Source organism: Candidatus Methylospira mobilis (assembly GCF_009498235.1).
Taxonomy (GTDB): Bacteria; Pseudomonadota; Gammaproteobacteria; order Methylococcales; family Methylococcaceae; genus Methylospira; species Methylospira mobilis.
In genome coordinates this window covers 2,879,459-2,891,597 of sequence record NZ_CP044205.1, presented here as the reverse complement: position 1 = coordinate 2,891,597, position 12,139 = coordinate 2,879,459, and the positions used below count along the sequence as shown (strand labels likewise).

Here is a 12,139-nt window from a genome sequence, read left to right as displayed (position 1 = left end):
CTTTCTTCAAGAATAAAACATGAAAGTCATCATCGAGTGGTTAAGCAACTGGGTTAGATGCATTTTCCCGAATGTGCAGGCGGTTTCGTTCGCTACTCTTTTAGTGGTGGGCGTGTTATGCGTTGTCACGCTGGGTAATCTGCTGATGCCGGTGTTTGCCGCGGCAGTCATTGCCTACCTGTTGGACAGTCTGGTGCGTCTCGCTGTGCGGGAGCGCATTCCGCGCACGCTGGCTGTGGTGATGGTCTACCTGTTCTTTCTTGCGCTGGTTTTTTTTGTGCTGATCGGATTGTTGCCGTTGCTGTACCAGCAGGTTGGCGAATTAATCAAGCAACTACCGGCGATGATGAGTCAGGTACAGCTGTTTGTGATGCAGTTGCCGCAGCACCATCCCTCCCTGATTACCGCGAAACAGGTTGACGAGATAATAGCCACGCTACGTTCGGAGCTGTTGAGTTATGGACAATCCCTGCTGACCTATTCATGGGCCTCGCTGTTGAGCGTGATCACGCTGACTGTCTACACCATACTGGTACCTTTGCTGGTGTTTTTCTTTTTGAAGGACAAGCAGGAAATTCTTGCATGGTTTGCACGTTACTTGCCAAAAGGACACGATGTCTCGCTGCAGGTCTGGCATGAAGTGGATACTCAGATTGGCAATTATGTGCGCGGCAAATTCCTGGAGATCGCTATTCTGCTGGTAGTCACTTATGTGACATTTTCATTGATGGGGCTGAACTATGCATTGCTGCTGGCCGTGTTGATTGGTTTGTCGGTAATCATCCCTTATATCGGGGCAACCCTGGTGACGTTTCCGGTAATACTGGTCGCGCTGTTTCAATGGGGGGCGGGCGACGAATTTTTTTATCTGATGCTGGCCTATACCATTATCCAGGGACTGGATGGGGTCGTGCTGGTTCCGCTGTTGTTTTCCGAGGTTGTTAATCTGCATCCGGCCGCCATCATGTTAGCCATACTTTTTTTTGGCGGTGTCGGCGGGTTTTGGGGGGTGTTTTTTGCCATACCGCTGGCAACGCTGGTACAGGCGGTATTGACGGCATGGCCGAAATTTTCCAATAAGAACGTCTGTTCGCCTGATTACTAAAAAATAGGGTAACACACAATCCAGCCACCGTTATTATATTGCCAGCTAAAGCCCGCTCCTGCAAAGTTGTTTCATTCGAAGATTACACTACAGTCCCTCTTCTCTTAATGATGCGTTTTCCGTAGAAGGCGCTAATGAGCTGAATAGCTATAAAACTACGGTTGTTTGGGGGTTATAGCGGACGTTTTCTGCGGTTGTTTTCAACCTTTGTTTGCACTGGAAAATATTATTATGTTTCAAGTAACTGAATAATATGTATTTTATTTTATGGTATAAGCTGTGCTTGTTGGTGTATGACAGTAAAACCGTCGACTAACCAACAGTGGGGAGCAGATCATGAAACGGAAGCTTTTGATGGCAGCGTTATTGGCAAGTATTGGTGTTGTTGCCGTTATCGGCACAGCCAAGGCCGATGAGGACGACCACGAGTACCGCCGCCGAGGCGGTTATCGGGCGGAACGGGAGTATTATGACGACAACAGGCCGAGATATAACCCCTATTACCCTCCTGTAAGGGGCCGGCCCTATTATAATCCGGGCTATGCCTACCCGCAGCCGGGTGTGAACATCAATATTCCATTGCCGCTACCAGTTTATCTCGATCCCGATCGGTTATTTTCGGGCCGCAGATAGGCTAATCATCATTAGCCTCAACCTGACTCAGAATATAGTAAATGGTATCGGAAATGTCGGCGTCGCTCAATTCGGAACGGCCGCCTCGAGCCGGCATCGACAGAAAACCGGATTTGACGTGTCTGTCTATATCGGCAGGCCAAGCATCGGCGCGTTCATCCCATTCTTCGGCATCATCCAATTGCGGCGCGCCGTTTGTTCCCTTGTCGTGGCACGCGCTGCAATAAGCCGTATAAATTTTCGCGCCGTGGCGAATATCAGGCCGATATCCGGAAGCTAATGGCGCGCTTGAGTTTTTTTGTTGCGCAGTCGGCGGTGCGCAAGACGCCAGAAACCCTGCAACGCATAACAGCGCAGTTACCTGATGATGCGCCCGCCGTATTCCGGTTTTTTTTCGCGTCGGCGAATTACATGCCATATGGAAACTCCTTGTGGTTCAATACACCGCTGGCGCGCACCAGTCTTAAAGCCTTTCCATACTCCGCCAGAACGTTCAGACTGTAATCGATGCGCTTGCGCAGCAGCGCATCTTCTTCGGATTCAGGGTCTTCAAGGTTCAAAACATCGTTGACGAAACGAATGATGACGTGTTCGGAAATATATTGCAGATGGGTATTTTTGTAGCTGCTGCTACGCAACTCTGCAATAGGGTAAGCGCCGTTACGTGCAGACGATACGCCGACAAGCAGTCCTGGCTTATGGTAAACGCAGCCGTCGCACACATACAGCATGAAGTTTTTCAGCGCGGCAGGCGCCATCCCGGCCCATTCCGGCGAGATGACGATTATGGCGTCGCTGGCGGCAAGCTCCGCTGAAATCGGTTTCCACTGGTCGGCGAGATCCGAATTGCCTTGCCAGATACTTTCGTCCCATAAAGGCAGCGGCGTTTTTCCCAGGTCAAGCACATGAGAGGAAAAAGAAGCGTCGAGTTCCTTCAATCGCTTTGCGAGATAGCGGGCAACCTTGCCCGATTGCGATTCCGGCCGGTGGCTGCCGGAAATGATGGCAAATTTCATGGCATTCTCCTGTTGATTCTACACTTTGAAGTTCAAAGTGCCGGGATTTGCGCGCGCAATATGCGCACTTCGCTTTCCAGCGTCCTGATTCGCTCCAGTAGACTAACTGTCAAAGCCAGCGCATGGTTATCAAGATCAAGTTCGTTGCGCAGACGGTATGCAGTTCGTACCGTAGTTAAACGGTCAGCGCCAAACACCCAGTCGCCGGCGTCCGGATTGCGCGGGGTGAGTAAACCTTCCAGTACCCATTCATGCAGGTCCTGCTCCGCTACCCCGGTCAGCTCGGCCATCTCCGCCAGAGTGAGTTCATGGTGTTCATGCAGTAACAGCGCCTCTTCTATTTGAATTTGCATGGTGTGCATGGGTTAACTCCGTTCAAAATGTGCTCTGGGGTTGAACGAAGAAAGTTTCGATAATTCTTCGTAAAGCGCTCTTTCCTTTTCGCCGATGACGGCAGGTACCGCGATTTGCAGAATAACATACAGATCGCCGCTGCCTTGGTGCGGTTTTGGCAGACCCTTGTCGGCAATGCGCAGCTTTTGTCCGGCACGCGCAGAGCCGGGAGTCTTGAGGCGTACGTCGCCGGCCAGCGTCGGCACCTGTATCGTGGCGCCCAGTGCGGCTTCCCATGGCGCCAAGGGTAAATCGAGATATAAATCGTGTCCGCTGACCCGAAACAGCGGGTGAGGGTGCAGGGCTATATTCAGATAAAGGTTGCCGTCGCGTCCCCCATTGCGCCCCTTGCCGCCCTTACCGGCCAACTTGAGTCGTTGACCGTCGGTTGCTCCGCTTGGAATCCGCGCCTTGATGGTTTTTTCAGCCCGTTGCAGGTGTCCTTCCTTGTCGGTTTCAGGTACGGTAAGACTGATAGCGAGCTCGGTACCCTTATAGGCTTCTTCGAGTGTAATATGAGCCGTGACTTCATAATCCTGGCCTGGCATCGCGCCCTGAGCACGCCCGGTTGACCCCTGGTGAGTGAAATGCGCGAAAAGATCGGCCAGATCGATATTCTCAAAACCGAATCCGGCGCTTTGTTCGGCATAGTGTCGTCCCCATTCCGGCGGCGGACGGAAGTCTTCGCCGGCGTGATGGCTGCCGAGCTGGTCGTAGGCCGCGCGCTTTTCCGGATCTTTCAGCGTTTCGTAGGCTTCGGCGACTTCCTTGAATTTTTCTTCCGCGTCGGGCTCTTTGGATACGTCCGGATGGTATTTGCGCGCCAGTTTGCGGTAGGTTTTTTTTATTTCCTCAGCGCTGGCGCTTTTATCCAGCCCCATGATTTGATAGTAGTCTTTGTACTTCATGGATTTGACTCGCTAAGTCTCGAAGGTTCGGGTACGGCCAGTCAGGGCGCGGCTCCGGTTTATATGCTGCGCGTTTGTGACGAGTCTATCACAAAAAGACAGGCCGCAATTATGGGTTATCCGGTCCGGGAGTCTGTGGTTGTTGGCAAGTGCAGGTATCCGAATAGCTGCCCTGGTCCTGTGCTCCCGCAACGTATTGGCGGGCCAAGAGGCTTTGGAAAAATTGCCGGTCTTCGGTTTCCCGGTTTGGCGCTGGGGTAAGGGCCGTCGATATGCGCTGAATTGTGCCGGTAGATTTAAAGCATGCCCTGAATATGCGCGCATCAAGGGCTGGGCTTGTTCCGGTCTCTGCCCGCCCATTTTCAACGGAGCCACGCTCGGCGGACAGTGACTCTAGCACTTACTCATCGCCGCCAAACAGGCTTGTTATCGTCTGCCACAGCGTTTTATCGCGCTCGATTTTAGGTATGTCGACGGTGACATCCTTGTTGGTTTCAACCGAGGGGAGGGTGCCGGGTTTAAAGTCGCCCTGGACGCCGGAAAGTGCGTCATTTTTAAAAAACAGCGATATGCGTTTTTGCATGCGATCCTCGCCGCCGGGCTGGTTGGAGTAGATGTAATCCCAGCGGTTGTCATGGAACGGATCCTGCAGCAAAGGCGTACCCATGATGAAGGCGATCTGGCGTTTGTTCATGCCGGGGCGGATTTGATCCACCATTTCCTGCGAAACGATATTGCCCTGATGAATATCGGGTGTGTAGATACAGCCCGACAGGCTTGCGAACAGGGTTGCGATTAGAATGCAAGGTACGCGCATGGTATGATGATATACTCCGAATTATCCATTGCGGATATAATACCTTAACGGGTCAAAATAGCATACGGGTATGGCGCCGGGAGATAACGTAAGGTACTTATGGATTCGTCGATTGCTAAAAAACAGGAAAACCTTAACATTCGCAAGGCCGGTCTGAAGGTTACTTCGCCGCGGGTCAAAATACTGGAAATGCTGGAGTCCCGCGATGCCGACGAACGGCATTTAAGCGCTGAGGATGTATACAAGGCGTTGATTTCGGAAGGAACGGAAATCGGGCTGGCGACGGTCTATCGCGTGTTGACCCAGTTCGAAACGGCGGGTCTGGTCAAGCGCCATCACTTCGAAGGCGGAAATTCGGTTTTCGAGCTGGAACGGGGCGATCATCACGACCACATCGTCTGCATGAGTTGCGGGCGCGTGGAAGAGTTTCATGACGATTTTATCGAGCAGCGCCAGCGTGAAATCGCCGCTCGTTTCGGTTTTATCCTTACCGAACACTCACTATGCCTGTACGGGACCTGTGGTTCATGTTCGGCTGTCAATAAATAACGCCGGTTTTTCTCAATCGGCCATCCCGACTATAAATTAGCATCCATGTTTAAACCGCTCACCCTTTACATAGGCCTGCGTTATACGCGCGCCAAACGCCGAACCCGGTTTATTTCCTTTATTACCCTGACCTCCGTGCTGGGCATAGCGCTGGGCGTTGCCGCGCTGATTACGGTATTGTCGGTTATGAACGGGTTCGAGGCCGAACTGCGCGAACGGATTTTGGGCATGACCGCCCATGCCACCATAGCGGAACAGGGCGGACAACTGCGCCATTGGGAGCAGCTTGAGCCCGCATTGGGTCAGGATAAGCGGGTGCTGGGATGGGCGCCTTATGTCGAAGGTCAGGCGATGTTGAACGCCGACCGCAGGGTCAGCGGGGTGATGATACGCGGTATTATGCCCGGTTATGAGCCCAGGGTATCGGAAGTGGCGAATCATCTGGTCTCAGGCGATCTGAGCCAACTGGTTGCCGGCGGCTTCGGCATCGTGCTGGGTGCTGAGCTGGCGAATTACCTCGGCGTGATTCCCGGCGACAAGGTAACCGTGATTACTCCGCAGGTGACTTCGACGCCGGCCGGTATCCTGCCGCGTCTGAAACGTTTTACCGTGGTTGGCGTGTTTCAGGTCGGCATGTTCGAATATGACCGCAATCTGGCGTTGATACAGATCGACGATGCGTCGCGGCTGTTTCGCATGGACGATGCGATTTCCGGGTTGCGCCTGAAACTGGATGATCTGTTCTTTGCGCGCAAGATCGCACGTGAGCTGGCCAAAACGCTTCCGGGCAATTATTACATTACCGACTGGACACAGTCGCACGCCAACTTTTTTCGGGCGGTGCAAACCGAAAAACGCGTGATGTTTATTATTTTACTGTTGATCGTCGCCGTGGCGGCCTTCAACATTGTTTCCACGCTGGTGATGGTGGTGACGGACAAACGTGCGGATATAGCCATTTTAAGAACCCAGGGCATGACTTCTCTCGGCATTATGGAGATATTCATGGTGCTGGGTACGATAATCGGCTTGTTCGGTACTTTGCTGGGCAGCATTGGCGGGGTGTTGCTTGCGCTGAATGTCGAAACCCTTGTGCCGGCCATTGAACGCCTGTTCAACGTCCAGTTTCTTTCCGCAGACGTCTATTACATCAGTCAGTTGCCATCGAAACTGATCTGGTCCGATGTGGCGCAGATTACCGGCATGGCGTTCCTGCTTTCGGTGCTGGCTACGATTTATCCCGCGTGGCAGGCGTCGCGCATCAAACCCGCAGAGGAGCTGCGTTATGAGTAAGCCGGTTTTGGCCTGCCGTCATTTGAGCAAACGCTTTACCCAGGGCGGCTTGAATGTCGACGTATTGCGCGATATAAATTTTTCCATACTGCCGGGGCAGGAGATTGCGATCATGGGGGCTTCGGGTTCCGGCAAAAGTACGCTGTTGCATCTGTTGGGCGGGCTGGATACGCCGACGGAAGGCTCCGTAGAACTCGACGGTATGCCTTTGGCCTCCCTGAGCGAACGCAAGCTGGCGCGCCTGCGCAATCAGGGTTTGGGATTTATCTATCAATTTCATCATTTGCTGGGCGAATTCACCGTACTTGAAAACGTGGCTATGCCCTTGCTGATCGGCGGTGCAAGCATCGATGTAGCGCGCGATCGCGCCGCCAGACTGCTGCGGCGGGTTGGTTTGGAACAGCGTCTGGAGCATAAGCCCGGCGAGTTGTCCGGGGGCGAGCGTCAGCGCGCTGCTGTCGCGCGTGCGTTGGTAACACGTCCCAAATGCGTGCTGGCAGACGAGCCGACCGGCAACCTGGACAGTAAGACCGCCGCCCAGGTTTACGATTTGATGATCGAGTTGAATCGCGAACATGCGGTCAGCTTTCTGGTGGTTACGCACGACCATAATCTGGCTGCGCGCATGGATCAGATTTTGCGTATGGAGGACGGGAGGCTCGTTTGATCCTCAATGCGCGGTTGACTGAAGCCGCGATAGCGACAGCCATCCGGTCGCATCACTGTCTCTTTCGTTCGTGTTTCAAATAACGTTGATAGGAAGCGTGGCTTTGATTGACGAAAAAAACAGGGTCGAACGGTTTGTTGCGAAGTTTTCTTGCCTCCCAGCGTTCCAGCACCGATTGCCGCCAGAGCAGGCGGGTGCCGACATAGCCCAGCAGAGCGCCAAGATTCATCAGGATAAAACAGCCGAGCAGAAAAGGCGCGCCTAATTCCAGTGCTTTCTCGATCGAGAAATTACCGGAGAACTCATTAAAATTAAAGGCGCTTTGTCCCAGACTGAAAGCACCCACCCGGTAAGCGAAGTAGTACATCGGTATCCATGTCACCGGGTTGGTAATCCAGACCAGTGCGACCGAGATTGGCAGGTTGGCATTGAATGCGATGGCTCCGATCGCCGCTATCACCGACTGCCAGGGCAGCGGCGGCGTATACATGGCCCAAAGACCTACGGCAAAAGCCCGTGAAACCGATCTGCGATTGACGTGCCATAGATTCGGCCGGTGCAGCTTTTCTCCGAGAAATGCCAGGCCTTTTATTTCGCTGATGTTGTGGCGTGTGGGAATAAAGCGAGTGAAATATCCTTTGGGCATGAGTGCAGCCTTTTTTATTTTTTGAAATTCGGTGCGTGTAGACTCACAATAACATTTTAATGCCATGGCGGGAAAGTCGAAATCCATGCCGCTGCCGCAACGCTTGTTTACTCCATTGCTTATACTCGCTTTTGTTGCGGGTATCGGCCTTGTGCAATCCTTTTCCTATCTGCCCTCAGCACAGTTAACGGCGTTTATCGCGGCAGCGCTGGTGATTATGGTGCTGACACGGGTATATTTTCCGGCAGCGCTGATGGCCGGCATACTGTGGGCCAGCATTTTTGCCTCCGTGCGTTTGCATGATGCGCTTCCCTCCGAGTTGCAACAGCAGGATGTGCAGGTTGCCGGCTACATAGACGGCCTTCCCGACAGGCGGGATGCCGATCTACGTTTCGATTTTAACATTGACCGTGCCGGCGGCGCTATCCCCGTACCCGGCCATATCCGCCTGACCTGGTATCGCGCGCCGTATGATCTCAAGGCCGGCGAATACTGGCGGCTTAACGTCAGACTCAAGCGCCCGCACGGATTTGCCAATCCCGGCGGCATGGATTATGAACAATGGCTGTTCAGTCAGGGTATAGGCGCTACCGGTTATGTGCGTGAAAGCCCCGAAAACGGCAAACTGGAAGAAAGTCCTGCGTTTTCCATTCAGCGTTGGCGGCAATGGCTGGACGATCAGATCGGCATGCGTTTGCAGCATAGCGATATGCGGGGTATCGTCAAGGCGCTGGTGCTGGGCAATGAACAGGACATTACCCAGGATCAATGGACGGTATTGCGCCGCACCGGGACCGCGCATTTGATTGCGATATCCGGTTCGCATATCAGCCTGATTGCAGGATTTTGTTTTTTCTGGACGCGCCGCCTATGCGCCGCAATTGGCTTGATGCGTTGGCCTCCGTCCGCCGTTGCGGTTGTGGCTGCAGTCTTCGCTTCGGTAGTTTATGCCGGTCTGGCAGATTTTGCGATTCCGACGCGGCGCGCGCTGATCATGATAGCGCTGGCTATGGGCGCGATTTTTTTGCAGCGCAATACCCGTCCGCTGCAGGTCTTGATGCTGGCGCTGCTGCTGGTAACGCTGCACGATCCCACGGCCATTCTTTCCGCCGGATTCTGGCTGTCTTTCGCCGCGATCGGCATCATCCTGTATGCCGCAGCCGGTCAGCTTGACAGAGTCGGGTGGTGGGCAGATCTCTGGAAAATCAATTGGGCGACCAGTTTGGGTCTGGCGCCGCTGACGTTGCTTTTTTTCCAGCAGGTATCACTGATTTCACCACTGGCGAATCTGTTGGCGATACCGGTGTTGGGCGTGCTGGCAATTCCGTTGTGTCTTGTTGCCGCCTTGTTGCTGCCGGTCGTTCCTGCAGCGGGCGATTTTCTGCTGCGCGGAACGGAGACCCTGCTGCATGGCTTCTGGCCGCTGTTGCAATGGATGGCGTCTTTAAGCTGGGTGCAGTGGACTCACAGCGCGCCTCCGTGGTGGACATTGCTTTTTGCCGTTCCCGGCGTCATTCTGCTGTTGGCACCGCGCGCGACTCCGGGACGCTGGCTGGGCCTGATGTTATGGCTGCCTGCTTTGAGCCAGGTTCCGGCCCGCCCGCCTGCGGACGGATTTCGCCTGACCTTGCTGGATGTCGGGCAGGGTCTTTCCGCAGTAGTACAGACACAGGCGCATAATCTGGTGTTCGACACCGGTGCGCGGATGGGTTCGGGGTTCGATATGGGCTCCGCCGTTGTTGAGCCGTTTTTACGCGACAGCGGCGTCGCTAACCTGGATACGCTGGTGATCAGTCATGGCGACAACGACCATATCGGCGGCGCATATTCATTGCACGAGCGCGTGAATATCAGACAAACGCTGACCAGCGTGCCGGAAAGACTGAACGGATTTTCTCCGTTACGTTGCCGGGCCGGACAATCATGGGAATGGGACGGCGTGCGTTTCGACATATTGTCGCCTGACGGCGATGCTGCTGCAGCGGCAAGGAAGGAAAACGATAACTCCTGCGTTTTACGCGTTGCCCGAGGGAACTCCTGTGCGTTGCTGACCGCCGACATAGAAAAGGAAGCAGAGAATCGCCTGCTGGAAATCTACGGCGCCGGTTTGAGGTGCCGAGTGCTGGTGGTTCCCCACCACGGCAGCAATACCTCATCGACCGGCGCGTTTCTTGCCGCGGTACAACCGGAGTACGCGCTGATACCGGCAGGTTTCCTGAATCGCTTTAACTTCCCTCGTCCGCAAGTCATGCAGCGTTATCAGACGCAAGGCGCGCTGGTTTTGAATACGGCCGAAGAGGGTGCGATACGCGCGGAATTCGCACCCGATGGCGGTTTGGTTATCGACCGGTATCGTACGAGCCATACCCGATATTGGAACGCCCGGTAATCATGAACTGCGAATCAGAGATACTTATCGGTAACCGCTCCTTCGGAGGCCGAGCTGGTCAGGCGTGCAAATTTGGCCAGCACGCCACGGGTATAACGCGGCGCCGGTTGTTTCCACTGCATCAGTCTGGCTTGCAAAGCGTCGTCGTCGAGATGTAGCGTCAGTTCGCGCGACTCGGCGTCTATGGTGATGGTATCGCCATCCTGCACCACCGCCAGTGCGCCGCCGCTGAAGGCTTCCGGGGTGATGTGGCCTACCACGAAACCATGTGTGCCCCCGGAAAATCGTCCATCGGTAATCAGCGCGACTTCCTTGCCCAAACCCTTGCCCATTACCGCCGAGGTTGGAGACAGCATTTCGCGCATGCCGGGGCCGCCTTTGGGACCTTCGTAGCGTATAACGATCACATCGCCTTTCTGAATGCGGCTATCCAGGATTGCTTTCAGAGCCAGTTCCTCACAATCGAAAACGCGCGCGATGCCGGTGAATTTCAGGCCTTCCTTGCCGGTTATTTTGGCTACGGCTCCTTCCGGGGCTAGGTTGCCTCTGAGGATAACCAGATGGCTGTCCTTTTTTATCGGGTTGTTCAGGGCATGTATCATATCCTGTCCGGCCGGATAATCGCCTGCTTCCGCCAGATTTTCAGCCAGGGTCCTGCCGGTGACGGTCAGGCAGTCGCCGTGCAACAGGCCTGCGTTCAGCAGTTCTTTCATCAGCGGCTGTATGCCGCCGATTTCGACCAGTTCGGCCATGGTGTATTTGCCGCTCGGCTTCAGATCGGCAAGCATCGGCACATGCTGGCCGATACGGGTAAAGTCGTCCAGTTCCAGATCAACATTGCAGGCATGCGCCATCGCCAGCAGATGAAGTACGGCGTTGGTCGAGCCTCCGAGCGCGATGACGACGGTAATCGCGTTTTCGAAGGCGGCCTTGGTCATGATGTCACGCGGACGTATGCCCAGCTCCAGGAGTTTTAATACTTGCGCGCCGGCGCGTTCGCAGTCGAGTTCCTTATCGCGCGAAATAGCCGCCTGAGCCGAGCTGCCGGGCAGGCTCATGCCTAATGCTTCTATCGCCGAAGCCATGGTATTCGCGGTATACATGCCCCCGCAGGACCCGGGGCCGGGGATGGCTTTGGACTCTATGGCATGCAGTTCCGCATCGTCTATTTTGTTGTTGGCGCGCGAGCCGACCGCCTCGAATACCGAAACGATGTCGAGTTTTTTTTCGCCGTGACAACCCGGTAAAATGGTGCCGCCATATACAAATATTGACGGACGGTTCAGGCGTGCGATGCCGATGATGCAGCCCGGCATGTTTTTATCGCATCCGCCGATAGCGATGATGCCGTCGAATCCCTGACAGCCGACCACGGTTTCTATCGAGTCGGCGATCACTTCCCGCGATACCAGAGAATATTTCATGCCTTCGGTACCCATGGAGATGCCGTCGGATATGGTAATGGTATTGAACACGACGGCTTTCCCGCCGTTGCCGTCAACGCCGCGCGCCGCGTCGTCGGCCAGTTTGTTGATGTGCATGTTGCACGGCGTCACCATGCTCCAGGTTGAGGCGATACCGACCTGCGGCTTGTTGAAATCAGCCTCGGTAAATCCCACGGGATAAAGCATGGCACGGCTCGGCGCTCGTTCCATGCCGTCGACAACCAGGGAGGAAAAGGGGCGGGTGCGGGTATCGCTCATGGTGGGTTTGCTCCAAAATA

At 54.6% G+C, this 12,139-nt stretch carries 13 protein-coding genes; 6 read left to right on the top strand and 7 right to left on the bottom strand.

Features of this window, described 5'->3' with window-relative positions:
* Positions 1 to 19: 19 nt before the first annotated feature.
* Entirely contained in the window at positions 20 to 1,105 is a 1,086-nt protein-coding gene (locus tag F6R98_RS13135; RefSeq protein ID WP_153249421.1) for an AI-2E family transporter, read from the top strand.
* Between the two features lie 336 nt (positions 1,106 to 1,441).
* A complete protein-coding gene (locus F6R98_RS13130; RefSeq protein WP_153249420.1) occupies positions 1,442 to 1,738 on the top strand; it encodes a hypothetical protein in 297 nt (98 codons plus the stop codon).
* Position 1,739: 1 nt separating this feature from the next.
* On the opposite strand, the gene F6R98_RS13125 is transcribed toward F6R98_RS13130, so the two are convergent.
* The 5 genes from F6R98_RS13125 to F6R98_RS13105 form a co-directional block, all read right to left on the bottom strand.
* Positions 1,740 to 2,156, bottom strand: a complete 417-nt coding sequence (locus F6R98_RS13125) for a c-type cytochrome (protein WP_153249419.1) — start codon at positions 2,154 to 2,156, stop codon at positions 1,740 to 1,742.
* Entirely contained in the window at positions 2,146 to 2,754 is a 609-nt protein-coding gene (locus tag F6R98_RS13120) for an NADPH-dependent FMN reductase (protein ID WP_153249418.1), read from the bottom strand. Before F6R98_RS13120 ends, F6R98_RS13125 begins: the two co-directional genes overlap by 11 nt.
* 32 nt (positions 2,755 to 2,786) lie before the next feature.
* On the bottom strand, positions 2,787 to 3,116 hold the full coding sequence (locus F6R98_RS13115) for a chaperone modulator CbpM (RefSeq protein ID WP_153249417.1): 330 nt from the start codon (positions 3,114 to 3,116) through the stop codon (positions 2,787 to 2,789).
* A gap of 3 nt (positions 3,117 to 3,119) precedes the next feature.
* A complete protein-coding gene (locus tag F6R98_RS13110) occupies positions 3,120 to 4,055 on the bottom strand; it encodes a DnaJ C-terminal domain-containing protein (protein WP_153249416.1) in 936 nt (311 codons plus the stop codon).
* A gap of 400 nt (positions 4,056 to 4,455) precedes the next feature.
* Positions 4,456 to 4,872: an outer membrane protein assembly factor BamE gene (locus F6R98_RS13105; RefSeq protein ID WP_153249415.1), complete on the bottom strand. Its 417-nt coding sequence runs from the start codon at positions 4,870 to 4,872 to the stop codon at positions 4,456 to 4,458.
* 99 nt (positions 4,873 to 4,971) lie between these two features.
* Here F6R98_RS13105 and fur point away from each other — a divergent pair, with 99 nt between their 5' ends.
* From fur to lolD, 3 genes are read left to right on the top strand one after another with little or no spacing between them, the layout of a single operon-like run.
* The gene (gene fur / locus F6R98_RS13100) at positions 4,972 to 5,421 is read left to right on the top strand and encodes a ferric iron uptake transcriptional regulator (protein ID WP_153249414.1); all 450 of its coding nucleotides are present in this window, start codon (positions 4,972 to 4,974) and stop codon (positions 5,419 to 5,421) included.
* A 45-nt stretch (positions 5,422 to 5,466) separates the two neighbouring features.
* Positions 5,467 to 6,714, top strand: coding sequence for a lipoprotein-releasing ABC transporter permease subunit (locus F6R98_RS13095; protein WP_153249413.1), 1,248 nt, complete (start codon positions 5,467 to 5,469; stop codon positions 6,712 to 6,714).
* Positions 6,707 to 7,381, top strand: coding sequence for a lipoprotein-releasing ABC transporter ATP-binding protein LolD (gene lolD / locus F6R98_RS13090; RefSeq protein ID WP_153249412.1), 675 nt, complete (start codon positions 6,707 to 6,709; stop codon positions 7,379 to 7,381). The genes F6R98_RS13095 and lolD overlap by 8 nt, the downstream gene beginning before the upstream one ends.
* A gap of 52 nt (positions 7,382 to 7,433) precedes the next feature.
* Here lolD and F6R98_RS13085 read toward each other — a convergent pair whose 3' ends face one another.
* The gene (locus F6R98_RS13085) at positions 7,434 to 8,027 is read right to left on the bottom strand and encodes a DUF2062 domain-containing protein (protein WP_153249411.1); all 594 of its coding nucleotides are present in this window, start codon (positions 8,025 to 8,027) and stop codon (positions 7,434 to 7,436) included.
* Between the two features lie 64 nt (positions 8,028 to 8,091).
* Between F6R98_RS13085 and F6R98_RS13080 the strand changes: the two genes are divergently transcribed.
* Positions 8,092 to 10,416: a DNA internalization-related competence protein ComEC/Rec2 gene (locus tag F6R98_RS13080; protein ID WP_153249410.1), complete on the top strand. Its 2,325-nt coding sequence runs from the start codon at positions 8,092 to 8,094 to the stop codon at positions 10,414 to 10,416.
* Between the two features lie 14 nt (positions 10,417 to 10,430).
* Here F6R98_RS13080 and ilvD read toward each other — a convergent pair whose 3' ends face one another.
* Positions 10,431 to 12,119 (bottom strand): dihydroxy-acid dehydratase, encoded by a 1,689-nt coding sequence (gene ilvD, locus F6R98_RS13075; protein ID WP_153249409.1) that lies wholly within the window; start codon positions 12,117 to 12,119, stop codon positions 10,431 to 10,433.
* Between the last annotated feature and the right edge of the window lie 20 nt (positions 12,120 to 12,139).